Raw genomic sequence first — 23,694 nt, 5'->3', positions numbered from 1 at the left:
GCGCAAACAGCGCCCTCGCGCGGAGTCTTATCCGACACGCTCATCGGAGGCCCTGCGGTGCACGAACTGCCGCAACAGCTGGCCAACGGCCTTGCCCTCGGTGCCCTTTATGGCCTCATAGCCATCGGGTACACCATGGTCTACGGCATCGTCCAGCTCATCAACTTCGCCCACGGCGAGATCTTCATGATCGGCGGATTCGGGGCGCTCACCGCCTACGCCGCCCTCCCGACCGGCACCTCCCTGCTGATCGCGATCCCCATCATGATCGTCGGAGGCGCACTCGCCTCCGTCGCCGTCGCCACCGCAGCCGAGCGGTTCGCCTACCGCCCCCTGCGCAGCGCGCCACGGCTCGCCCCGCTCATCACCGCAATCGGCCTCTCGATCGCGCTCCAGCAGCTCGTCTGGCAGTTCTACCCGGACGCCAAGAAGGCAGTCAGCTTCCCCGAGTTCAAGGGCGAGGCCTTCAAGATCACCGACAGCCTCGCGATCCAGCGCGCGGACGCCTTCGTCCTCATCCTGGCCCCGCTGTGCATGCTCGCCCTCGGCGTCTTCGTCTCCAAGAGCCGCAGCGGCCGCGCCATGCAGGCCACCGCCCAGGACCCCGACACCGCCAAGCTCATGGGCATCAACACCGACCGCATCATCGTCATGGCCTTCGCCATCGGTGCCGCGTTCGCCGCCGTCGCCGCCGTCGCCTACGGCCTCGACAAGGGCCAGATCAACTTCGAGATGGGCTTCATCCTCGGCCTGAAGGCCTTCACCGCGGCCGTCCTCGGCGGCATCGGGAACATCTACGGCGCCATGGTCGGCGGCGTCGTCCTCGGCCTCGCCGAAGCCCTCTCGATCGCCTACATCGAAGAGATCCCCGGCATGCAGCAGCTCGGCGGTGGAGCCTGGTCCAACGTCTGGGCCTTCGTACTCCTCATCGTCGTCCTCCTCGTGCGGCCACAAGGCCTGCTCGGTGAGCGCGTCGCGGATCGGGCGTGAGAACCATGACCACCGACACCACCCCGCAGACCGCCGCCCCCGCGCAGCGCGGCCCCGCCCCCACCGCCCTGCTCTACGCGGTCATCGGCGGCAGCCTCCTCACCATCGTCAGCGCCTTCCTCGCCTGGACCTGGACCGACGAGTTCCCCGGCGACCTGACCTACTACGGCAGCCCCGCCGGCCTCCAGTTCCTCAGCCTCGTCGGAGCCGCCCTCACCGCCGTCCACGCGCTCGCCGCGCTCGGCGTCAAGGGCTTCCGCTGGCTCACCCCCGCCGGCTCCCGCAAGGCCGTCTGGCTGCTGTCCCTCGGCACCTTCGCCGCCACCTGGTTCACCGTCGTCTCCATCTGCTGGGTGCTCGGCGGCGTCGTCAACCTGGAACCCGGCGCCTACGTCGCCCTCGTCGGATCGCTCGTCCCGGCCCTCGCCGCGTACAAGATCCCCGACGACGCGCACAAGGCCGCCGCCCCGGCCCGGAAGCTGCCCTCCTGGGCGGAGATCCTGATCATCGCCGCCGTCTTCGCGGTCGGCCTGTTCGTGGTCACCTACGGCATCGACACCGACGACAAGGAGCCGCAGCTCTTCGTCGCCTACCTGATCGTCGTCCTCTTCGCGTCCGTCGCCCTGCTGAGGTCCGGGCTCGTCGAGCGCCTCCAGACGATCACCGCGAACAACCGCCAGGTCACCCTCATCGGCACCATGGCCGCCGCCGTCGCCTTCCCGTTCATCCAGCAGAGCGGCGACACGTACACCCTGATCGCGGTCAACATCCTGATCTTCGCGACCGTCGCCCTCGGCCTCAACGTCGTCGTCGGCCTCGCCGGCCTCCTCGACCTCGGCTACGTCGCCTTCCTCGGCGTCGGCGCCTACACCGCGGCCCTGGTCTCCGGAGCCGCCTCCTCCGCCTTCGGCGTGCAGTTCCCCTTCTGGGCGGCCGTCCTCACCGGCGCACTGGCCTCCCTCGTCTTCGGCGTCGTCATCGGAGCCCCCACCCTGCGGCTGCGCGGCGACTACCTCGCCATCGTCACCCTCGGCTTCGGCGAGATCTTCCGCATCGCCATGGGCAACCTCGACGGCGTCTCCGGACCGAAGATCACCAACGGCCCGAACGGCATCCCGAACATCCCCCACCTGGAATTCTTCGGCTACAACTTCGGCGAATCCCACGTGGTGTTCGGCGTCACCCTCGGCGCGTACGCCAACTACTACCTGCTGATGCTGGTGGTGATGGCCTTCGTCATCGTCATCTTCACCCGCGCAGCCAACAGCCGCATCGGCCGCTCCTGGGTCGCCATCCGCGAGGACGAGACCGCCGCCACCGCCATGGGCATCAACGGCTTCCGCGTCAAGCTGATCGCCTTCGCCCTCGGCGCCACCCTCGCCGGCCTCGCCGGCACCATCCAGGCCCACGTCAACACCACGGTCGTCCCCGAGAACTACGTCTTCGCGGGCCCCGTGCCCCCGAACTCCGCGTTCCTCCTCGCCGCCGTCATCCTCGGCGGCATGGGCACCGTGCGCGGCCCCATCCTCGGCGCCGCGCTGCTCTTCCTGATCCCGGCCAAGCTGTCCTTCCTCCAGGACTACCAGCTCCTCGGCTTCGGCATCGCCCTCATCCTGCTCATGCGCTTCCGCCCCGAAGGCCTCATCGCCAACAAGCGCGCGAAGCTCGAGTACCACGACGACACCGCTGACCAGGGCCCCACGGACCTGGCCACCGCCAAGGCGGGGGCGTAACCACCATGACGAACACCACCGACACGGACACCACCGCGGCCCCCGCGCCGACCGGCGAGACCGTCCTCGAAGCCCGCGGCGTCACCATGCGGTTCGGCGGCCTCACCGCCGTCCGCTCCGTCGACCTCCAGGTCAACGCGGGCGAGATCGTCGGCCTCATCGGCCCCAACGGCGCCGGCAAGACCACCTTCTTCAACTGCCTCACCGGGCTGTACGTCCCCACCGAGGGAACCGTCAGCTACAAGGGCACCGTCCTGCCGCCCAAGCCCCACCTCGTCACCAAGGCCGGCATCGCCCGCACCTTCCAGAACATCCGGCTCTTCTCCAACATGACCGTCCTGGAGAACGTCCTCGTCGGACGGCACACCCGGACCAAGGAGGGCCTCTGGTCCGCCCTCCTGCGCGGCCCCGGCTTCAAGCGCGCCGAAGCCGCCTCCGAAGCCCGCGCCATGGAACTCCTCACGTTCATCGGACTGGAGAACAAGGCCCAGCACCTGGCCAAGAACCTCCCGTACGGCGAGCAGCGCAAGCTCGAAATCGCCCGCGCCCTCGCCAGCGACCCCGGCCTGCTCCTCCTCGACGAGCCCACCGCCGGCATGAACCCGCAGGAGACCCGCGCCGCCGAAGAGCTCATCTTCGCCATCCGCGACATGGGCATCGCCGTCCTCGTCATCGAGCACGACATGCGCTTCATCTTCAACCTCTGCGACCGCGTCGCCTGCCTCGTCCAGGGCGAGAAGCTCATCGAGGGCACCGCGTCCGAGGTCCAGGGCGACGAGCGCGTCATCGCCGCCTACCTCGGCGAACCCTTCGAGGGCGACCCGGGCGCCGACGAGGTCGCCGAGGTCGAGGCCGCCGAAGCCTCGGCCGGAGCCGCCGCGGCCGCGGGCCCGACGGCCGAGCCGAAGCCGACGCCGAACCCGACCGCCGAACCGGCGGCCGGGGCCGCCGGCACGACGCCGGACACGACGCCGGACACGACGCCGGACCCCGCGCCGGCCGAGGGCTCCACCGCGGCGGAGAGCAGCACCACCAGCACGGAAGGAGAGGCCAAGTGACCGCACTGCTCAAGGTCGAGGACCTCAAGGTCGCCTACGGCAAGATCGAGGCCGTCAAGGGAATCTCCTTCGAGGTCAACGAAGGCGAGATCGTCTGCCTCGTCGGCACCAACGGCGCCGGCAAGACGACCACCCTGCGCACCCTCTCCGGGCTCCTGAAACCCAGCGCGGGAAGCGTCACCTTCGACGGGAAGCCCCTGGCCAACGTCCCCGCCCACAAGATCGTCGCCATGAAGCTGGCCCACTCCCCCGAGGGCCGGCACATCTTCCCCCGGCTGACGATCACCGAGAACCTCCAGCTCGGCGCGTTCCTGCGCACCGACAAAGAGGGCATCGAGAAGGACATCCAGCGCGCCTACGACCTCTTCCCGATCCTGGGAGAGCGCCGCAAGCAGGCCGCGGGCACCCTCTCGGGCGGTGAGCAGCAGATGCTCGCCATGGGCAGGGCGCTGATGTGCCAGCCCAAGCTGCTGATGCTGGACGAGCCGTCCATGGGCCTGTCCCCGCTGATGATGCAGAAGATCATGGCGACCATCACCGAGCTCAAGGCCACCGGGACCACCATCCTGCTGGTCGAGCAGAACGCCCAGGCCGCGCTCTCGCTGGCCGACCAGGCCCACGTGATGGAGATCGGCAGGATCGTGCTCTCCGGCACCGGCCAGGAACTCCTCCACAACGAGGACGTCCGCAAGGCGTACCTCGGCGAGGACTGAGCGCCGGCGGTCCGACAGACGCGTGGGGCCCGCCTCCCTCGGGGGAGGCGGGCCCCACGCACGTCCGGGACCGGCCGGGCGCCCCGCCCGCGGGGGCGGGGCGAGGGCGGCGTCAGCCCTTCGCGGCGTTCTTCTTCTCCTCGGCGTCCTCGATGACCGCCTCGGCGACCTGCTGCATCGACATGCGGCGGTCCATGGAGGTCTTCTGGATCCAGCGGAAGGCGGCCGGCTCGGTGAGGCCGTACTGGGTCTGCAGGATGCTCTTGGCCCGGTCCACGAGCTTGCGGGTCTCCAGCCGCAGGGAGAGGTCGGCGACCTCCTTCTCCAGGGCCTTGAGCTCCGCGAAGCGCGAGACGGCCATCTCGATGGCCGGCACGACGTCGCTCTTGCTGAACGGCTTCACGAGGTACGCCATGGCACCGGCGTCGCGGGCCCGCTCGACGAGGTCCCGCTGCGAGAACGCGGTGAGCATGAGCACGGGGGCGATGGACTCCTCCGCGATCTTCTCGGCGGCGGAGATCCCGTCCAGGACGGGCATCTTCACGTCCAGGATGACCAGGTCGGGCCGGTGCTCCCGGGCGAGCTCGACGGCCTGCCGGCCGTCCCCGGCCTCGCCGACGACGGAGTACCCCTCCTCCTCCAGCATCTCCTTGAGGTCGAGACGGATGAGCGCCTCGTCCTCGGCGATGACGACGCGGGTCGTCAGCGGCGGAACGTGCGACTGGTCGGCGTCGGGCGTGGGCGTCGACTCGTGCTCGGCGGTCACGGGGGCTCCTTGATGCGGGGCATTACTGCTCCCCCGAGCCTACCTAGCTGCGGTAAGGTGGACTCGCAGCGGGTCGGGGTTAACCTTCGATTCTCTGGGCCCCGGTAGCCCAATTGGCAGCAGGCGATGGATTCAAAACCCATTCAGTGTCGGTTCGAGTCCGACCCGGGGCACTTTTCCTTACTTTCCAAGGTCACGCGAGAACGCGTGGCCTTCACTCATTTCAGCGGCCTCCCTCCGAAATGCGCAGCGCGTACGGAATACCCCCGGCAGCGTCGGCCGCATGTACGGCATCGACATCCGCAGGCACGCCCTCGGACTCCTGGGCGAGGGCCTGAGCCTGAACTCGGTCAGCAGACAAACGGGAATATCCCGGTCCGCCCTTCGCGCCTGGCAGGACCGCATCGATCCGCTCCCCCGGCTCAACCAGGCGGCGCCGTGTTCCGGCCCGGCCGACCCCGTCGCGTACGCCTACCTCCTGGGCCTCTACCTGGGCGACGGCTGCATCAGCGGGCACCCGCGCGGCGGACACCACCTGCGCATCGCCTGTGCGGACGCCTGGCCCGGGCTGATCGAACAGTGCCGGGTGGCGGTGCTGGCGGTCCGCCCGACCGACAAGGTGTACGTCCTGCAGCGCCCGGGGTGCGTCGCCGTGACCGCCTACGGACGGCACTGGACGTGCCTGTTCCCCCAGCACGGGCCGGGCAGGAAGCACGAGCGGCGCATCGTCCTCGAAGGTTGGCAGCAGGAGATCGTCGAGGCCCATCCGTGGGAGTTCGTACGGGGGCTCATCCACTCCGACGGGTGCCGGAGCGACAACCGCACCACCCGGATCGTCGCCGGGGTGCGCCGGGACTACGTGTACCCGCGCTACTTCTTCACCAACCGGTCCTCCGACATCACCGGGCTCCTCACCACGACGCTGGACCGGCTCGGCGTCGAGTGGAAGCGGGCGAACGCCTGCAACGTCTCCATCGCCCGCAGGGCCTCCGTCGCCCTCATGGACGCGCACGTCGGGCCGAAGCACTAGGGGCGGCGGGATATCCGGGTGCGGGGGCGGGCGGGGCCGACGTAGAGTCGACGCCCGTGGAACCGCTCAGTGAGAAACAGATCCGCTCGTCCTTCGTGAACTGCACCAAGGGCGAGGCGGCGCGGCTGCGACTGCCGCTCGATTTCGCCGAACTCCCCTGGCCGGAGCTGGACTTCCTGGGGTGGGTGGATCCGGGGGCGCCCCTGCGGGCGCATCTGGTGCTGCCCCGGGAGCAGGGGCCGGTGGGGATCTCCCTGCGGGTGCCGTCCGTGGGGCGGACCAGTGCCGTGAAGTCCAGCCTGTGCCAGATCTGCCTGACCGGGCACGCCTCCTCCGGGGTGACCCTGTTCGCGGCCCCGCTGGCGGGGGCGCGGGGGCGGGAGGGGAACACGGTGGGCACGTACATCTGCGCCGACCTGGCCTGCCCGCTGTACGTGCGCGGCAGGCGCCAACCGAAGCTGCGGACGGCGCGGTACGAGGAGTCGCTGACCCTGGAGGAGCGGCTGGAGCGGATGGCGGGCAACCTGGACGCCTTCGCCGCGAAGGTCACCGCCGGCTAGGGCGTCGCGGGGCGGTGGGGAGCCGGGCGGGCGGCCCCGGACGGTCCGTCGGCTTCGTATACCGCGGCTGTAGGGGCTCGGCGTACGTTGGGGTCACGGCATGCGTGACGAGGGGACGGCGTGATGAGTGAGAAGGCCCGGAAGCTGTTCGAGGCGCTCGATCTGGACCAGGACGGGGAGCTGACCCGCGTGGAGGTGATCTCGGCGCTGCGCTCGAAGGGGCCGACGCTGGCCGCGCGCGGGGACCTGCCGTTCTGGGGCGTGGGGGACGTGGACGACTCGTCGGCGCTGTTCGACGCGGCGGACCAGAACGGGGACGCGGTGCTGAGCTTCGAGGAGTTCGCCGCGGTGGTCGACCGGCGGTTCGGCTGGTAGGGCCGTACCGGTCGTCTCCGGTGCCGCGTCGGGCGGGTGCCCGACGCGGTGGCGGGGCGGCCGTCAGCGTACGGCGTCGCCGATGTGGTGGATGCGGACGAGGTTGGTCGAGCCGGTGACGCCGGGGGGCGAGCCGGCGGTGATCACGACCACGTCGCCGGGGACGCAGCGCCCGATGCGCAGGAGTTCTTCCTCGACCTGGGCGACCATGGCGTCGGTGGAGTCGACGTGGGGTCCGAGGAAGGTCTGCACGCCCCAGGTGAGGTTGAGCTGGGAGCGGGTGGCCTGGTCCGGGGTGAAGGCGAGGAGCGGGATCGGGGACCGGTAGCGGGAGAGCCGGCGGACGGTGTCGCCGCTCTGGGTGAAGGCGACGAGGAACTTGGCGTCGAGGAAGTCGCCCATCTCGGCGGCGGCGCGGGCGACGGCTCCGCCCTGGGTGCGGGGTTTGTTGCGGTCGGTCAGGGGCGGCAGGCCCTTGGCGAGGATGTCCTCTTCGGCGGCCTGCACGATGCGGGACATGGTGCGGACGGTCTCGACGGGGTACTTGCCGACGCTGGTCTCGCCGGAGAGCATCACGGCGTCGGTGCCGTCGATGACGGCGTTGGCGACGTCGGAGGCCTCGGCGCGGGTGGGGCGGGAGTTGTCGATCATCGAGTCGAGCATCTGGGTCGCGACGATGACGGGTTTGGCGTTGCGCTTGGCGAGTTTGACGGCGCGCTTCTGGACGATCGGGACCTGTTCCAGGGGCATTTCGACGCCGAGGTCGCCCCGGGCGACCATGATGCCGTCGAAGGCGGCGACGATGTCGTCGATGTTCTCGACGGCCTGCGGCTTTTCGATCTTGGCGATGACGGGGAGGCGGTGGCCTTCCTCGTCCATGATGCGGTGGACGTCGTCGATGTCGCGGCCGCTGCGGACGAAGGACAGGGCGATGACGTCGGCGCCGGTGCGCAGGGCCCAGCGGAGGTCGTCGATGTCCTTCTCGGAGAGGGCGGGGACGGAGACGGAGACGCCGGGGAGGTTGAGGCCCTTGTGGTCGGAGACCATGCCGCCTTCGATGACGGTGGTGCGGACGCGGGGGCCGTCGACGGCGGTGACTTCGAGGGTGACGCGGCCGTCGTCCACGAGGATGCGCTCGCCGGTGGTGACGTCTGCGGCGAGTCCCTTGTAGGTGGTGCCGCAGGTGTGGCGGTCGCCTTCGAGGTCCTCGACGGTGATGGTGAACTCGTCACCGCGTTCAAGGAGTACGGGTCCTTCGCGGAAGCGGCCGAGGCGGATCTTCGGGCCTTGAAGGTCGGCGAGGATGCCGACGCTGCGGCCGGTCTCGTCGGAGGCCTTGCGTACGCGCTGGAAGCGCTCCTCGTGTTCGGCGTAGGTGCCGTGGCTGAGGTTGAGGCGGGCTACGTCCATTCCGGCTTCGACCAGTGCTTTGATCTGGTCGTATGAGTCGGTTGCGGGGCCCAGGGTACATACGATTTTTGCTCGGCGCATGAGGCGAGCGTATTCCCCTACCAAGGAGTAGGTAATCGCTTCCGGGTGTCCAATCAACAACCTTTGGGGAAAAGCTTGTTGACAACTGTTGAATGTGCGTGGGGGTGCTCTGATGAGCACCCCCACAGCTGTTTCCGGTGGGTTCTCAGAGCTGCGGCGGGGTCATCGTGAAGCGCGCGTTCACCTGGGCGTGGACGCTCTGGCGCTGGGGTTCGAGGTCGAGCGGCGGGGCGCCGGCGTCCTCCGTCGCGCTGAAGGCCATGGTGCGCATGCCGGCGCCGGGGGCGGCCTGGAAGGGGAGGGCGTTCTCGGCGCCGAGGTCGGCCAGTTCGACGAGGGCGGCGAGGCGGGCACCGAGGGCGTCGGCGTACTCGCGGGCGCGCTGGACGGCGTCGAGCACGGCTTGGCGGCGGGCCTCGCCGTGGGCGGGCGAGGTGGGGCGCAGGGCCCACCAGGGGCCGTCGACGGTGGTGAGTTCGAGGTCGGCGAGGCGGGTGGTGAGTTCACCCAAGGTGGTGAAGTCGTTGAGCTCCGCGGTGAGGTGGACGCGGCCGTGGTAGGCCCGGACGCGTTCGCCGCGGCCGTGGCGGGTGAGTTCGGGGGTGATGGAGAAGGCGCCGGTTTCGAGCTTCTCCACGGGGTCGCCGTAGCTCTTGACGAGGTCGAGGACGGCGTTGTTGCGCCGGGTGAGGTCGTCGAGGGCGGCGCGGCGGTCGGTGCCGCGGGCGCTGACGGTGATGCCGATGCGGGCGATCTCGGGGTCGACTTCGAGGCTGGCCTCGCCGCGGACCGCGACGCGGGGTACCTCGGGGGTTCCGTAGGGCTGGTGCGATGCGTCCTGGGTCATGGTTTCACTGTCGCACTGTCGTGCGTACGGGTGTGGTCACCGGATCGAAACCTGGCAGGGGTGTTGCGGCTTGTTACCGCTGGGTCAGAATCTACGCGCGTTGTGCGCACCAAGATCGCGCACCGAGATCCGCGCACCGAGACCGCGTACCGACCCGCGCACGCTTGCACGCGCGTTGTCCACGCCTCACGAGGGAGACGGCATGGCGTTCGACCGCAGGACATTTCTGGGAACCACGGCCGCGACGGGTGCGGCCGTCGCGCTGACGGGGGCCGCGAGCGCGCCGGCCGCCGCGAGTACCCCGGCCCCGGCCGCGGCCCACCACGGGCCGCGCACCTACGCGTTCACCGTGATGGGCACCACCGATCTGCACGGCAACGTGTTCAACTGGGACTACTTCACCGACGCCGAGTTCGACGACAAGGCGCACAACGACGTCGGCCTGGCGAAGATCTCCACGCTGGTGGACCGGGTGCGGGCCGAGAAGGGCCGCCGCAACACGCTGCTGATCGACGCCGGCGACACGATCCAGGGCACCCAGCTGTCGTACTACTACGCGAAGGTGGACCCGATCACGGCCCGCCGGGGCCCGGTGCACCCGATGGCCCGGGCGATGAACGCGATCGGCTACGACGCGGCCGCGCTGGGCAACCACGAGTTCAACTACGGCATCCCGGTGCTGCGCAGGTTCGAGGAGCAGTGCGACTTCCCGCTGCTGGGGGCCAACGCGCTGGACGCGAAGACGCTGCGGCCCGCGTTCGCCCCGTACAGCATGCACCGGCTGCGGACCCCGCACGGCCGGGACGTGAAGGTGGCGGTGCTGGGGCTGACCAACCCGGGCATCGCGATATGGGACAAGGCCAACGTGCAGGGGAAGATGACGTTCCCCGGGCTGGAGGAGCAGGCGGCGAAGTACGTGCCGAAGCTCCGTTCGATGGGCGCCGACGTGGTGATCGTCTCCGCGCACTCGGGGTCGAGCGGCACCTCCTCGTACGGCGACCAGCTGCCGTACGTCGAGAACGCGGCGGGGCTGGTGGCGGAGAAGGTGCCGGGGATCGACGCGATCCTGGTGGGTCACGCGCACGCCGAGATCCCCGAGTACCGGGTGAAGAACCGGGCCACGGGCAAGGACGTGGTGCTGTCCGAGCCGCTCAAGTGGGGCCAGCGGCTGACCCTGTTCGACTTCGAGCTGACCTGGGAGCGGGGCCGCTGGTCGGTGGCGAAGGTCTCGGCGAAGGTGCTGAACTCCAACACCGTCGCCGAGGACAGGAAGATCACCCGGCTGCTGTCGGACGAGCACCGCAAGGTGGTCGCGTACGTGAACCAGGTGATCGGCACCTCCACGCGGGCGATGTCCTCGGCCGAGGGCCCGGTCAAGGACGTGCCGATCATCGACCTGATCAACCACGTGCAGGCCGAGACGGTGAAGGCGGCGCTGGCGGGCACGGAGTGGGCGGCGCTGCCGGTGCTCTCGCAGGCCTCCTGCTTCTCCCGGACGGCGGCGATCCCGGCCGGGCAGGTGACGATCAGGGACGCGGCCGGGCTGTACCCGTTCGAGAACACCCTGGAGGCGCGGCTGCTGACCGGCGCGCAGCTGAAGGACTACCTGGAGTACTCGGCGCGGTACTACGTGCGGACCGCGCCCGGTGACGCGGTGGACCCGGCGAAGCTGACGAACGCCGAGAACATCCCGGACTACAACTACGACGCCGTGTACGGGTTCACGTACGGGATCGACATCGCGCAGCCGGTCGGTTCGCGGATCACCGGTCTGTCGTACCAGGGGCGGCCGGTGGACCCGGCGGCCCGGTTCGTGCTCGCGGTGAACAACTACCGGGCCTCGGGCGGCGGCAACTTCCCGCACGTGCCGCAGGCGAAGCAGGTGTGGGCGGACTCGGACGAGATCCGCAACACGATCATCCAGTGGGTGAAGGCGAAGGGGACGGTGGACCCGGCGGCGTTCGCGTCGGTGGACTGGCGGCTGACGCGGGCCGGCGTCCCGGTCTTCTAGCCCGCGCCGCGCCGCGCCGCCGGTGGGCGGCGCCGGGACCCGCGGCCCGGGACCCGCGGCGGCGGGTCCCGGTCCGCTACGGGTGGTCGACGAGCGGGAGGAGGGTGCCGACGGGCCGGGGGCGGGCGTGGTCGCGCTGGTCGAGGCCGAAGGTGGTGAAGGCGGTGCGCACCGGCTGCGGGTAGGGGTCCTTGCCGGTGAGGGTGTTGAGGATGGCGGCGCTGCGCCAGGCGACGAGGCCGAGGTCGGGGGCGCCGACGCCGTGGGTGTGGCGTTCGCCGTTCTGGACGAAGACGCTGCCGGTGACGCCGGGGTCGAGGACCATGCGGTGCCGGTCGTCGATGCGGGGCCGCCCGGAGGAGTCCTTGCGGACGTACGGGTCGAGCCCGGCGAGGAGGCGGCCGAGGGGGCGTTCGCGGTAGCCGGTGGCGAGGACGACGGCGTCGGTGGTGAGGCGCGAGCGGGTGCCCTGTTCCAGGTGTTCGAGGTGGAGCTCGACCTTGGTGGTGGCGACGCGGCCGGCGGTGCGGACGCCGACGCCGGGGGTGAGGACGGCGTCGGGCCAGCCGCCGTGCAGGGTGCGGCGGTAGAGCTCCTCGTGGATGGCGGCGATGGTGGCGGCGTCGATGCCCTTGTGGAGCTGCCACTGGGCGGGGACGAGGCGGTCGCGGACCGGTTCGGGGAGGGCGTGGAAGTAGCGGGTGTAGTCGGGGGTGAAGTGTTCGAGGCCGAGCTTGGAGTACTCCATGGGGGCGAAGGAGGGGGTGCGGGCGAGCCAGCTGAGGCGTTCGCGGCCGGCGGGGCGGGCGCGCAGCAGGTCGAGGAAGACCTCGGCTCCCGACTGGCCTGAGCCGATGACGGTGACGTGCCCGGCTCCGAGGATGCGTTCGCGGTGGTCGAGGTAGTCGGCGGAGTGGATGACGGGGACGGTGGGGGCTTCGACGAGGGGGCGCAGGGGTTCGGGGACGTGGGGGGCGGTGCCGATGCCGAGGGCGAGGTTGCGGGTGTAGGCGCGGCCGAGGGCTTCGGCTCCGCCGTCGGCGTCGACCTGGGTGAAGTCGACTTCGAAGAGGTCGCGTTCGGGGTTCCAGCGGACGGCGTCGACCTGGTGGCCGAAGTGGAGTCCGGGGAGGCGGTCGGCGACCCAGCGGCAGTAGGCGTCGTATTCGGCGCGCTGGATGTGGAACTGCTCGGCGAAGTAGAAGGGGAAGAGCCGTTCCTTGTGCTTGAGGTAGCTGAGGAAGCTCCAGGGGCTGGCGGGGTCGGCGAGGGTGACCAGGTCGGCGAGGAAGGGGACCTGGAGGGCGGCGCCGTCGATGAGGAGGCCGGGGTGCCAGCGGAAGTCGCGGCGCTGGTCGTAGAAGGCGGTGGCGAGTTCGCCGGCCCCTTGCTGCGGCAGGCCGTGGGCGAGGGCCGCGAGGGACAGGTTGAACGGGCCGATGCCGATTCCGACGAGGTCGTGGGGTGCATCGAGCTGGGCGGTCATCGGTGGGTGCTGCCTTCCAGGAGGGCGACGAGGGTGTCCAGGTCTCCGGGCGTGGTGCGCGGGTTGAGCAGGGTGGCCTTGAGCCAGAGGCGGCCGTCGGCGCGGGCGCGGCCGAGGACGGCGCGGCCCTGGTGCAGGAGGGTGCGGCGCAGGGCGGCGAGCTGCTCGTCGTCGGCGTGGGCGGGGCGGAAGAGGACGGTGCTGATGGTGGGGGGTGCGTGGACCTCGAAGCCGGGGTGGGCGTCGAGGCGCCGGGCGAGGGCGTGGGCGAGGGCGCAGGTGTGGTCGATGAGGCGGACGAGTCCGTCGCGGCCGAGGGAGCGGAGGGTGACGGCGATCTTGAGGGCGTCGGGGCGTCGGGTGGTGCGCAGGGAGCGGCCGAGGAGGTCGGGGAGGCCGGCGTCGGTGTCGTCGGTGGCGTTGAGGTAGTCGGCCTGGTGGGCGAGGGGGGCCAGCAGGGCGGTGTCGGGGACGGTGAGGAGGCCGGCGGCGACGGGTTGCCAGCCGAGTTTGTGCAGGTCGACGGTGACGGAGCGGGCGCGGTCGAGTCCGGCGACGCGGTGACGGTGGCGGGGGCTGAGGGCGAGGAGGCCGCCGTAGGCGGCGTCGACGTGCAGTTCGGCGCGGCCGTGCCGGTCGCAGAGGCGGGCGATCTCGGGGAGGGGGTCGACGAGTCCGGCGTCGGTGGTGCCGGCGGTGGCGGTGACGAGGACGGGCCCGGTGGTGGTGGCGAGGGCGTCGGCGAGGTCGGCGGGGTGGAGGGTGCCGGTGGGGGTGGGGATGCTGCGGGCCGGGGGGAGGCCGAGGAGCCAGGCGGCGCGGGGCACGGAGTGGTGGGCGTTGGCGCCGTGCAGGACGGTGAGGGCCGGTCCGTGGCGTTCGCGGGCGAGGAGCAGGGCGAGCTGGTTGGCTTCGGTGCCGCCGGTGGTGACGAGGGCGTCGGGGCGGGCGGCGGCGGGGTGGAACTCGGCGGCGAGGGCGCGGGTGAGGAGGGCTTCGACGGCGGAGGCGGCGGGGGCCTGGTCCCAGGAGTCGAGGGAGGGGTTGAGGGCGGCGGCGGCGAGGTCGGCGGCGGCCGCGACGGCGAGCGGCGGGCAGTGCAGGTGGGCCGCGCAGAGGGGGTCGGCGGGGTCGGCGGCGCCGGCGGCGAGGGTGTGCACGAGGGTCCGCAGTGCCTCGTGGTCACCGGTTCCGCGGTCGGGCAGTACGTCGCCCAGCGCGGCCCGGACCCGGGCGGTGACGGCTTCGGGGCCGCCGGCGGGGAGGGGGCCGCCGCGTTGCCGGGCTCCGGTGCGCAGGGCTTCGAGGACGGTGCCGAGCAGGGGGCGCAGGGCGTCGGCGCCGTCGCGGCCCCCGGCGAGCGGGGGCGGTGTGCCGGGCGGCGCTGTCATCGGACCTCCGGAGGCTGGTCGGACGGGCCTCCGCGGCGCCGCGCCGGGTGGGGACCGGTTCGGCGGGTCGGAGTACCCGGCCGGTACAACGATCCGACCCGAATGGGGTAACCACCCCGGCGTGTCACGGCCGCCCGTACCGGGGCCGGGGCCGGCGGCGGGCGGCGGCGGCGGCGCGGGCCGGGGGCAGAAGGCGGGCCGGGGCGGGGCCCCAGAGCTCAGGGGCGGGCCGGGATCGGCGGGGAGGCCGGGCGGCGCGGGCCGGGGCGGGGCCCCAGGGCTCAGGGGCGGCGCGGGCCGGGGGCAGAAGGCGGGCCGGGGCGGGGCCCCAGGGCTCAGGGGCGGCCCGGGGTCGGGGGCAGAAAGCGGGCCGGGGCGGGCCCCCAGGGCTCAGGGGCGGGCCGGGGTCGGCGGGGAGGCCGGGCGGCGCGGGCCGGGGCCGAGGCGCCGGGCCGCGGCCGAGGGCCCCGGGCCGAGCCGGGCTCCCCGAACCGAGCCCGGCCCGGGGAGCGGCCCGGCGCCGGGGCCCGGGGCTCCGCCCGCGGCCAACGGCTCAGGGCCCGTCGGGTCGCCGTCAGCCCGGGCGGCCCGACGGGGGCTCGGGGCCGCGGGGGCCGGTGGGGGTCAGCCGGTGCGGACCTTGTGGGCGCGGGCGAGGTCGTCGAGCTGGTCGACGAGCTTGCGGCGCAGCAGCGGCAGGACGTCCGGGTCGGCGAGGCAGTCGTGTCCGGCGCGGAGGTTGGCCTCGTCGACGGCGTGGGCGGGGAAGGCCCAGCGTCCGGCGGCTTCCGCGATGGCCGGGCCGCGGCGGGCGCCGAGGGCGACGGCCTCGGGGTAGAAGCGGGTCACGTACTCCCGTACGAGGTCGGTCTGTTCGGGCTGCCAGAAGCCCTGGGCGGTGGCGCTGAACAGGTAGTTGGAGAGGCTGTCGTCGTGGAAGAGCCGGTCCCAGGCGGCGGCCTTGGCCTCGGGGGTGGGCAGTGCGGCGCGGCAGCGGGCCGCGCCTTCCTCGCCGGTGGCGCTGGGGTCGGCGGCGAGGGCGGCGTCGATGTCGGCCTCCTGGACGGCGCCGAGGACGGCGAGCCGGCCCAGGACGCGCCAGCCGAGTTCGGGGTCGAGTTCGGGGCCGCCGGGGACGGTGCCCTCGTCGAGCCAGGTGGCGAGGGTGTCGGGCTGGGTGGCGCTGTCGACGAGGACGCGTACGGCGGCCAGCCGCAGGCCGGGGTCGGCGCCGTCCTCGGTGCGCCGGAGCAGGTCGCGGGCGATGGCGGTGAGGGTGGCGAGGGCCTCGGGGCGGCGGTCGGGGGTGACGTAGCGGTCGGCGATCTGGGTGCGGGCGAAGGCGAGGACGCCCTGGACGACGGCCAGGTCGGTCTCGCCGGGCAGGTGGGCGGAGGCGGTGGCCAGGTAGTCGTGCGGGTCGAGTTCGCCGTCGCGGACCATGTCGCGCAGGGCGTTCCAGACGACGGCGCGGGTGAGCGGGTCGGGGATGCCGGAGAGGCCGCGCAGGGCGGTTTCGACGGAGGTCTCGTCGAGGCGGACCTTGGCGTAGGTGAGGTCGCCGTCGTTGAGGACGAGGAGGGCGGGCCGCGGGCCGCTCGCGGAGACCACGTCGCCGGAGGGCACGTCGAGGTGGAGCAGCGCGGTGCGCTCCAGGGCCCGGCCGGCGTCGCCGGGTGCGCGGTGGTAGACGCCGACGGCGACGTGGTGCGGGCGGCTGCCGCGGCGGTCGACGGCGAGGGTCCAGCCGCCGGGGTCGGCGGGGCCTTCTGGGGTCTCCTCGATGCGCGGGGCGAGGGTGTCGGCGCCGGTGGTGCGCAGCCAGGCGTCGGCCCAGGCGTGGACGTCGCGGTCGGTGTGGGCGGCGAGGGAGTCGACGAAGTCGGCGAGGGAGGCGTTGGCGAAGCGGTGGCGGGCGAAGTGGGTGTTGATGCCGGCCAGGAAGTCCTTCTCGCCGAGCCAGGCGACGAGCTGGCGCAGGGCGGAGGCGCCCTTGGCGTAGGAGATGCCGTCGAAGTTGAGGAGGGCGGAGGCGGTGTCGGGGACGTCCTCCGGGGCGGGGGCGACGGGGTGGGTGGAGGGGCGCTGGTCGGCGTCGTAGCCCCAGGGCTTGCGGGTGACGGCGAAGTCGGTCCAGGTGTCGGTGAAGCGGGTGGCTTCGGTGAGGGTCTGGTAGCCCATGTACTCGGCGAAGGACTCGTTGAGCCAGATGTCGTCGAACCAGGCGAGGGTGACGAGGTCGCCGAACCACATGTGGGCCATCTCGTGGGCGATGACCATGGCGCGGGTCTGGCGTTCGGTGTCGGTGACGGCGGAGCGGTAGATGAACTCGTCGCGGAAGGTGACGAGGCCGGGGTTCTCCATGGCGCCGGCGTTGAACTCGGGGACGAAGGCCTGGTCGTAGGAGTCGAAGGGGTAGGGCTCGGTGAACTTCTCCTGGTAGCGGTCGAAGCAGGCCGTCGTGACGGAGAGGATCTCCTCGGCGTCGGCGTCCAGGTGGGGGGCGAGGGAGCGGCGGCAGTGGATGCCGAAGGGCAGTCCGGCGTGCTCGGTGGTCACGCTGTGCCAGGGGCCGGCGGCGACGGCGGCGAGGTAGGTGGAGACGAGGGGGGTGGGGGCGGAGCGCCAGATGCCGGCGCCGTCGGTGTCGCGGGTGCCGGTGCGGGTGGTGACGCCGTTGGCGAGGACGGTCCAGTGGGCGGGGGCGGTGACGGTGAACGCGAAGACGGCCTTGAGGTCGGGCTGGTCGAAGGCGGGGAAGACCCGCTGGACGTCGTCGAGGAACATCTGGCTGTAGACGTACGTCTCGCCGTCGGCGGGGTCGGTGAAGCGGTGCAGGCCCTCGCCGGTGCGGGAGTAGCGCATGAGGCTGTCGATGCGCAGTTCGTGGGGGCCTTCGGTGAGGCCGGTGAGGGGGAGGCGGCCGTCGTGGAGGGCGTCCGGGGGGAGGGGGGCGCCGTCGAGGAGGACGGAGTCCAGCCGGTGGGGCTTGAGTTCGACGAAGGTGTCGCCCGCGGTGCGCGCGGTGAAGCGGATGACCGCGGCCGAGTGGAAGGTCTCGTCGCCGTCGGTGAGGTCGAGGGCGACGTCGTAGTGCTGGACGTCGAGGAGCTGGGCTCGGAGCTGCGCTTCGGTGCGCGTCAGTGCGGACATGGGGCCATGCTGCCCCAGAGGGCGGCCGGACCCCAGTCTTCTACTCTTCGCCCGCGGCGATCGTCTCGTGGTGGCGGATGACCTCGGCGATGATGAAGGTGAGGAGCTTCTCGGCGAAGGCGGGGTCGAGCTTGGCGTTCTCGGCGAGCTGGCGCAGCCGGGCGATCTGGCTGGCCTCGCGGCCCGGGTCGGCCGGGGGCAGCTGGTGGCGGGCCTTGAGGTGGCCGACCTGCTGGGTGCACTTGAAGCGTTCGGCGAGCATGTGGACCACGGCCGCGTCGATGTTGTCGATGCTGTCGCGCAGGCGGCCCAGTTCTGCGGCGACGCTCTCGTCGATCCCGCCGGGTCCGGTGCCCGCGTCCGTGCCGGTGCCGTTGTCGGTGGCGCTGTTGTTCATGGTCCCCGAGAATACGGGGCGGCGGCGGGTTCCTCCTCGGCCGGTCGGCCTGTGAGACGTCGGGGCGTGCCGGGCGGACGACGCGACGTCGAGGGCACTCCCTAGAACGGCAGGGTGGCGGTGACGAGCCAGCCGCCCTCGGGGGTGGGGCCCGCGGTGAGGGAGCCGCCCAGGGCCTCGGCGCGTTCGGTCATGCCGGCGAGGCCGTAGCCGCCGCCCCGGGCGTTCTCGGAGAGCCGGGCGGGACGGCCGCCGTCGTCGGCGACGCGGACCTCCAGGCCGGCGGGGACGGTGCGCAGGCCGACGCGGACGGCGGTGGCGGTGGCGGCGTGCTTGCCGGTGTTGGTGAGCGCTTCGAGGACGATGCGGTGGGCGGTGGCGGCGACGTCGTCGGGGAGCCGGTCTTCGAGTCCTTCCTCCACGTGGAGGGCGACGGGCGGTCCGGTGACGGAGAACCGTTCGGTGAGGCTGCGGATGTCGGCCAGGCCGGCGACGGGGCTGGTTCCGGCGGGGGCGTCGTGGGGTGCTTCGTGGGGTGCGTTCTCGCGGAGGACCTTGACGAGGCGGCGCATGGAGCCGAGGGCCTCGTCACCGGCGGTCTCGATCCGGCCGAAGATCTCGGCGGCGCGTTCGGCGGAGACGCCGGTGAAGCGGGCGGCCCGGGCCTCGACGACGATGCCGGTGACGTGGTGCGCGACGAGGTCGTGGAGCTCGCGGGCGAGTTCGAGGCGTTCCGCGGTGCGGACGGCGTTCAGGTCGCGGACGCGCTGGACGGACTGCAGGCGCAGGACGAGGGAGTACGCGCCCACGACCACGGCGAGCACGGAGAAGAGCAGGGTGAAGCGGCCCGGGTCGGCGTCGCGGACGGGCACGGCCATGCAGCCGAGGCCGAGGAGCGGGCCGAGGACGGCGGCGGTCCGGGCGGGGGCGCGCTGGAGGACCTGGGAGAGCAGGACGAGCAGGGCGATGGCCTCTCCGCCGCCCCAGACGGCGAGGGGGTGGTTGCCGAAGATCAGCAGGAGGGTGGCGGCCCAGGTCACGGCGGCGGCGAACCAGGCCCGGGCCAGGAGCGGGACGGCGGGCCAGGGCGCGGCGCTGAGGCAGACGAGGATGCCGGAGATCCACACGGTGGCGTGCGGGAGGCTGGGCTGGCGGGCCAGGAGCACGCCTTCGAAGGTGACGAGGGCGAGCAGGAGGAGGGAGAGAGCGAGCCGGGTCCGGTCGGCGGCGCGCGGGTGCCGCCGCGCCCACCCGGCCGGCGGACTCATCCCCGCCCCCCGCGGACGGGGCCGGCGGGCGCGGGGGCGGTGGCCGTGCGGGGCCGGCGCGTCGCCGTACGGGCCGCCGCCGGCGGCGTGCGGGTCATGCGGGGCCGGTGGCCAGGCCGCTCTCCCAGGCCCAGGCGGCGATCTCCACCCGGTTGCGGGCGTCCAGCTTGGCCTGGACGTTGGCCAGGTGGGTCTTGACGGTGGAGAGGGAGACGAAGAGCTCCGCCGCGATCTCCGCGTTGGTCAGGCCGCGGGCCAGGCAGCGCACGACCTCGCGTTCCCGTTCGGTCAGCGGTTCGGCGGGGCGGCGGGCGGCCGCGGCGGCCGGGGCGCGTACGGCCATCTCGCGCAGCAGCCGCACCGTGATGGCGGGTGAGACGAGCGAGTCGCCGACGGACGCGGCCCGTACGGCTTCAACCAGCATGGCCGGGCTGGCGTCCTTCAGGAGGAAGCCGGACGCTCCGCCGCGGAGCGCCGCGTGGACGTATTCGTCGAGGTCGAAGGTGGTGACGATGACGATGCGCGGGCCGTCCCGGCCGGCGAGGCGGCGGGTGACCTCCAGGCCGTCCAGCCTGGGCATGCGGATGTCGAGGAGCAGCACGTCGGGCCGGTGCAGGGCCACGGCCGCGAGGGCGGCCTCGCCGTCGACGACGTCGGCGACGACCTCGATGTCCGGCTGGCTTTCGAGGATCATCCGGAAGCCCGTCCTGACCATGTCCTGGTCGTCCGCGATGACCACTCTGATCGCCATGCGCCGCCTGCCCCACTGTCGCCCGCTGCCGTCGTCGGTTTCCTCCCATGGGACCGGTGCGTGCCGCGGCCCGCAACCGCACGGCGGGCCGCGGAGCGGGGGTCGCGGGAGGGGGGCGGCCGTGTCCGGGCCGCGCCGGGGCGTGGTCGCCCCGGTCGACGGTACGTGCGTCCGGGGCGGGGCGCCTCGTCCTTCCGGCCGGTTCCCGTCCGGCCGGAAGGACGAGGCGGTGGGGCTACAGGCCGGCCGCGGCGCTCTTGATCGCGGCGGCGAAGGTCGAGACCTCGGTGTAGACGCCGGGGTAGCCGGGGCGGGCGCATCCCTCGCCCCAGCTGACGATGCCGACCTGGATCCAGGCGTTGGCGTTGTCGCGGCGGAACATCGGGCCGCCGGAGTCGCCCTGGCAGGTGTCGACGCCGCCCTGGCTGAATCCGGCACAGATCTCCTCGCCCGGGACCAGCGAGCCGCCGTAGGAGCTCTGGCAGCTGGCGTCGGAGACGAAGGGGACGGTGGCCTTCATGAGGTAGCGCTGCTGTGCGCCGCCTTCGCGGGTGGCGCCCCAGCCGGCGACGGTGAAGGTGCCGCTGTCGTAGGCCTTGGTCTCGGCGATCTTGAGGGTGGGCAGGTTGATGGGCTGGGCGAGCTTGATGAGGGCCCAGTCCTTGCCGGTGCCGTTGTAGCCGGGGGCCTGGAGGACCTTGGTGGACTTGACCTTGATGGTGCTGGAGCTGTTGAGGTCGACGTTTCCGGCGGTGGCGGTGATGGAGGTGTTGTTGCCGGAGCCGTTCACGCAGTGCGCGGCGGTGAGGACGATCTGCTGGGTGTAGAGGGCGCCGCCGCAGCCCATGGAGAGGCGCACCATGAAGGGGAACTCGCCCTGGGCGGCGCGCGTGCCGCCGACGACGGGGGCCGGGGAGGCGCCGGCGTTGGCGGGCTGGAGGCTGACGGCCGCGAGGGCGACCGCGCCGACGGCGAGGGTGCGCTTCATGAACCGCACAAGAGTGCTCATGGTCAACACACTGCCTTTCGTGGGGGGTTGGGCCGTGCGTGTCACCGGGTGAATGACGGGTCCATGACACAACAAGCGGAGGCGCGGCATCAAGGACGCATTTTTGGCCAATCCCCGGCCAGCACGGCAGGGATTGCGGTGGAGGAGACCCGATGAAGCGCAACGGCACGCCGAACGGCCCGATCGAGCACGGATTTCCACATCTGGACACGGTGCGCGCCGCGATCACCGCGCTCCACCGCCGCCTGACGACCGACGGGATCCGCGCCTACGACACCGCCTTCGCCCCCGGCGACGCGGCGTTCGGCCCGGACGAGGACCTGCACCTGGGGGCGCACCGGGTGGCCTCGGCGATGGTCCGCGCACTACGGCTGCCCGACGCCCGCGTGCTGGTCTCCTTCCGGCCCATGGAGCAGGCGGCCACCGTGGAACTGACCGACGGGCCCGAGTACTTCGTCGAGGTCGCCGACCGCTTCCGCACCCACCGCGGCGACCTGGCGGCGGCCCTCTCCCACGAGGTGGCCCACGTCCTGCTGCACCGCCTGGACCTGCGCTTCGCCACCACCGCCGACAACGAGATCCTCACCGACACCGCCGCCGCCTACCTCGGGGCGGGCTGGCTGCTGCTCGACGCCTACCGCCAGGACGCGCTCACCCACCAGAAGTTCGGCTACCTCACCCCGGAGGAGTTCGGCTACGTCCTGGCCAAGCGCGGCCGGCTGATCGGCGAGGACCTCTCCGCCCGGTTCACCAGCCCGCGGGCGTACGAGGCGTACGTGCGCGGCGGCGCCCTCGACGCCCGGGACCACCGCCGGGCCCCGCTCGCCGCCGCCGGCCCCGCCGAACGGCTCCGCTACGCCCGCGCCCGGCGCTCGGGGGCGGCCGCGGAGCGCGGGGCGGGCTACCGCTTCGAGGGGCACGGGGCGGAGCGGCGGGTGAGCTTCCCCTGTCCGGTGTGCGCCCAGCGGCTGCGGCTGCCGGTGCGCGGGCCGCTGCGGGCGCGGTGCGCGCTGTGCGGCACGGTCCTGGAATGCGCCACGTGACGGGCGTTCACCGCCCGTCCGCGAAAAGTTACTTACCAGCCGGTAGACATGTCGGCGGGGAGCCCCGAACCTGGTCGCGTACATGCCAATACGACCGAGGAGCGTCCCCCATGCGCAGCACCCGCCGTACCCGAGTGACCCGTACGACCGCCGCCGCCCTCTCCGCCGCGGCGGCCGTCCTGACGCTGCTGCCGGCCGGAGCCGCGCAGGCGGCCCCGGCCGCCGTCGCCGCGACCCCGCCCGCCGCCACGGGCCCGGCCCCGGTCGCGTCCGGTTCCGCCCCCGGCGGCAACGCGGCGATCCTCGGCATCGACTACGGCACCTGGCAGCGCGACGTCGCCTCGGTCATCGACGCGGCCCGGCCCGGCATCGAGCAGCGCATCGCCGCCTCACCGGCCGGCGAGAAGCCGGCGATCGTCCTCGACATCGACAACTCCTCGCTGGAGACGGACTTCCACTGGTTCTGGACCTTCCCGACGCCCGCCATCGCCAAGGTCCGCGACCTGACCCGGTACGCGAGCGAGCGCGGGGTGGCGATCTTCTTCGTCACGGCCCGCCCGGGCATCGTGTACTCGCTGACCGAGCACAACCTCAAGGCCGTCGGCTATCCCGTCTCGGGCCTCTACGTCCGCGACCTGCCCGACCTGTTCGACGAGGTCAGCGCGTACAAGACGGGCAAGCGGGCCGAGATCGAGGCGCGCGGCTACACGATCATCGCCAACATCGGCAACAACCAGAGCGACCTCGTCGGCGGCCACGCCGAACGCACCGTCAAGCTCCCGGACTACGGCGGCAAGCTCTCCTGACGCGGCGCGATGCGGCGCGATAGGGCGCGGCGGGCGGGGGTGGCGGCGGCGGTGGTCACACGCCGCCGCCGCACCCCCCGCACCCGCCACAGCCGCTGCCGCAGCCGCCCCCGATGCCGACGCCCCCGTCGCCCCCGGACCACCTGCTCCCCCCGCCCCCGCCCCCTCCGCCCCCCAGCAGGAGGGCGGCCAGGCCGACGGTGACGACGGCCGGGGCGACGGCGAGGGCCACCATCCAGCCGCCGAGGCCGTCCCGCACTCCCCGCAGACCGGGGTCGAACGCGATCCAGGCGAGCACCCCCCACGTGCCGAGGCACACCCCACCAGCGATCCAGACCACCACCGCGTTTCTGCCCATACCGGGCGGTGTGCCCGACCCCGGGCAGAGGAACACCCGGCTCCGTCAGGCTTCTCCGCAACCGCAGCCGTCCGCCCCGCCGCAGCCGCCGCCGTCACCGGTCCCGTCCTCGCGGTCCGCGCCGCCGCCCGGGCCGCTGCGCACCACCTCCACCAGGACCAGCAGGACGAAGCCCCCGAAGAAGGCCAGGACGACGATCCAGCCTGTGCTCATGTGGACGGGTGTGCCCCGTCCCCCGAGCCGGAACACCACCCTCCGCCCCCGTCCCGCGCCCACCGGGAGCGTAGGGCGCCGGCGAAGACCGGGGGCGCGAACCAGGGGCGCGAACCGGGGACAACCCGTGGCCCGGTCCCGGTTCGGCGCGCGGCCCGAGCGGGTAGGGATACCCCATCGCAGGAGCCAAGGAGCCGGACCCGACCCCTCGCCAGGGGGCCGGACCCGGCTCCTTCTCCGTGCGG

General features: G+C 72.6%; 22 protein-coding genes and 1 tRNA gene. 11 read left to right on the top strand and 12 right to left on the bottom strand.

Translation table 11 applies throughout. From position 1 onward, the window contains the following. Positions 1–57: 57 nt before the first annotated feature. The 4 genes from CP968_RS24720 to CP968_RS24705 are packed head-to-tail and all read left to right on the top strand — an operon-like array spanning position 58 to position 4,494. Positions 58–990, top strand: a complete 933-nt coding sequence (locus CP968_RS24720) for a branched-chain amino acid ABC transporter permease (RefSeq protein ID WP_150520090.1) — start codon at positions 58–60, stop codon at positions 988–990. Positions 991–995: 5 nt separating this feature from the next. After that, entirely contained in the window at positions 996–2,723 is a 1,728-nt protein-coding gene (locus CP968_RS24715) for a branched-chain amino acid ABC transporter permease (RefSeq protein ID WP_150522102.1), read from the top strand. Between the two features lie 5 nt (positions 2,724–2,728). Next, positions 2,729–3,781 carry an ABC transporter ATP-binding protein gene (locus CP968_RS24710; RefSeq protein WP_150520089.1) on the top strand — a complete coding sequence of 351 codons (1,053 nt, stop codon included), beginning with the start codon at positions 2,729–2,731 and terminating at the stop codon, positions 3,779–3,781. Continuing rightward, a complete protein-coding gene (locus CP968_RS24705) occupies positions 3,778–4,494 on the top strand; it encodes an ABC transporter ATP-binding protein (protein ID WP_150520088.1) in 717 nt (238 codons plus the stop codon). The genes CP968_RS24710 and CP968_RS24705 overlap by 4 nt, the downstream gene beginning before the upstream one ends. 112 nt (positions 4,495–4,606) lie before the next feature. On the opposite strand, the gene CP968_RS24700 is transcribed toward CP968_RS24705, so the two are convergent. After that, complete coding sequence (locus tag CP968_RS24700; protein WP_150520087.1) at positions 4,607–5,260, bottom strand: ANTAR domain-containing response regulator; 654 nt, start codon at positions 5,258–5,260, stop codon at positions 4,607–4,609. A gap of 98 nt (positions 5,261–5,358) precedes the next feature. On the opposite strand from CP968_RS24700, the gene CP968_RS24695 reads away from it, so the two are divergent. The 4 genes from CP968_RS24695 (at position 5,359) to CP968_RS24680 (ending at position 7,225) form a co-directional block, all read left to right on the top strand. Further along, positions 5,359–5,433 (top strand) — tRNA-Leu (locus CP968_RS24695). A gap of 110 nt (positions 5,434–5,543) precedes the next feature. Beyond that, the gene (locus CP968_RS24690; RefSeq protein WP_150520086.1) at positions 5,544–6,290 is read left to right on the top strand and encodes a transcriptional regulator; all 747 of its coding nucleotides are present in this window, start codon (positions 5,544–5,546) and stop codon (positions 6,288–6,290) included. Positions 6,291–6,346: 56 nt separating this feature from the next. Beyond that, positions 6,347–6,850 carry an FBP domain-containing protein gene (locus CP968_RS24685; RefSeq protein ID WP_150520085.1) on the top strand — a complete coding sequence of 168 codons (504 nt, stop codon included), beginning with the start codon at positions 6,347–6,349 and terminating at the stop codon, positions 6,848–6,850. Between the two features lie 123 nt (positions 6,851–6,973). Further along, positions 6,974–7,225, top strand: coding sequence for an EF-hand domain-containing protein (locus tag CP968_RS24680; protein ID WP_150520084.1), 252 nt, complete (start codon positions 6,974–6,976; stop codon positions 7,223–7,225). 63 nt (positions 7,226–7,288) lie between these two features. Here CP968_RS24680 and pyk read toward each other — a convergent pair whose 3' ends face one another. Next, positions 7,289–8,716, bottom strand: a complete 1,428-nt coding sequence (pyk, locus tag CP968_RS24675; RefSeq protein WP_150520083.1) for a pyruvate kinase — start codon at positions 8,714–8,716, stop codon at positions 7,289–7,291. Between the two features lie 145 nt (positions 8,717–8,861). After that, positions 8,862–9,563 carry an SIMPL domain-containing protein gene (locus CP968_RS24670; RefSeq protein WP_150520082.1) on the bottom strand — a complete coding sequence of 234 codons (702 nt, stop codon included), beginning with the start codon at positions 9,561–9,563 and terminating at the stop codon, positions 8,862–8,864. 202 nt (positions 9,564–9,765) lie between these two features. On the opposite strand from CP968_RS24670, the gene CP968_RS24665 reads away from it, so the two are divergent. After that, positions 9,766–11,574 (top strand): bifunctional metallophosphatase/5'-nucleotidase, encoded by a 1,809-nt coding sequence (locus CP968_RS24665; RefSeq protein WP_150520081.1) that lies wholly within the window; start codon positions 9,766–9,768, stop codon positions 11,572–11,574. A 76-nt stretch (positions 11,575–11,650) separates the two neighbouring features. On the opposite strand, the gene CP968_RS24660 is transcribed toward CP968_RS24665, so the two are convergent. The 7 genes from CP968_RS24660 to CP968_RS24630 form a co-directional block, all read right to left on the bottom strand. Next, complete coding sequence (locus CP968_RS24660) at positions 11,651–13,060, bottom strand: lysine N(6)-hydroxylase/L-ornithine N(5)-oxygenase family protein (protein ID WP_150520080.1); 1,410 nt, start codon at positions 13,058–13,060, stop codon at positions 11,651–11,653. After that, complete coding sequence (locus CP968_RS24655; protein WP_150520079.1) at positions 13,057–14,451, bottom strand: pyridoxal phosphate-dependent decarboxylase family protein; 1,395 nt, start codon at positions 14,449–14,451, stop codon at positions 13,057–13,059. The genes CP968_RS24660 and CP968_RS24655 overlap by 4 nt, the downstream gene beginning before the upstream one ends. A gap of 624 nt (positions 14,452–15,075) precedes the next feature. Continuing rightward, positions 15,076–17,604 (bottom strand): aminopeptidase N, encoded by a 2,529-nt coding sequence (pepN, locus tag CP968_RS24650; protein ID WP_150520078.1) that lies wholly within the window; start codon positions 17,602–17,604, stop codon positions 15,076–15,078. Between the two features lie 40 nt (positions 17,605–17,644). Continuing rightward, positions 17,645–18,001: a chorismate mutase gene (locus CP968_RS24645; protein WP_150520077.1), complete on the bottom strand. Its 357-nt coding sequence runs from the start codon at positions 17,999–18,001 to the stop codon at positions 17,645–17,647. A gap of 101 nt (positions 18,002–18,102) precedes the next feature. Next, the gene (locus tag CP968_RS24640) at positions 18,103–19,269 is read right to left on the bottom strand and encodes a sensor histidine kinase (protein ID WP_150520076.1); all 1,167 of its coding nucleotides are present in this window, start codon (positions 19,267–19,269) and stop codon (positions 18,103–18,105) included. A 94-nt stretch (positions 19,270–19,363) separates the two neighbouring features. Beyond that, a complete protein-coding gene (locus CP968_RS24635) occupies positions 19,364–20,020 on the bottom strand; it encodes a response regulator (protein WP_150520075.1) in 657 nt (218 codons plus the stop codon). 235 nt (positions 20,021–20,255) lie between these two features. Next, positions 20,256–21,029, bottom strand: a complete 774-nt coding sequence (locus tag CP968_RS24630) for a serine protease (protein ID WP_150520074.1) — start codon at positions 21,027–21,029, stop codon at positions 20,256–20,258. A 152-nt stretch (positions 21,030–21,181) separates the two neighbouring features. Between CP968_RS24630 and CP968_RS24625 the strand changes: the two genes are divergently transcribed. Next, a complete protein-coding gene (locus CP968_RS24625; protein ID WP_150520073.1) occupies positions 21,182–22,072 on the top strand; it encodes a hypothetical protein in 891 nt (296 codons plus the stop codon). Positions 22,073–22,182: 110 nt separating this feature from the next. Beyond that, complete coding sequence (locus CP968_RS24620; RefSeq protein WP_150520072.1) at positions 22,183–22,878, top strand: HAD family acid phosphatase; 696 nt, start codon at positions 22,183–22,185, stop codon at positions 22,876–22,878. 55 nt (positions 22,879–22,933) lie between these two features. On the opposite strand, the gene CP968_RS24615 is transcribed toward CP968_RS24620, so the two are convergent. Together CP968_RS24615 and CP968_RS34195 are read right to left on the bottom strand one after the other, a co-directional pair. Then, positions 22,934–23,236: a hypothetical protein gene (locus CP968_RS24615; RefSeq protein WP_150520071.1), complete on the bottom strand. Its 303-nt coding sequence runs from the start codon at positions 23,234–23,236 to the stop codon at positions 22,934–22,936. A gap of 45 nt (positions 23,237–23,281) precedes the next feature. Continuing rightward, positions 23,282–23,449, bottom strand: a complete 168-nt coding sequence (locus tag CP968_RS34195; RefSeq protein WP_167536846.1) for a hypothetical protein — start codon at positions 23,447–23,449, stop codon at positions 23,282–23,284. Positions 23,450–23,694: the final 245 nt, after the last annotated feature.

The organism is Streptomyces subrutilus, from assembly GCF_008704535.1.
Taxonomy (GTDB): domain Bacteria; phylum Actinomycetota; class Actinomycetes; order Streptomycetales; family Streptomycetaceae; genus Streptomyces; species Streptomyces subrutilus.
This window is presented reverse-complemented; position numbering and strand designations above follow the sequence as displayed.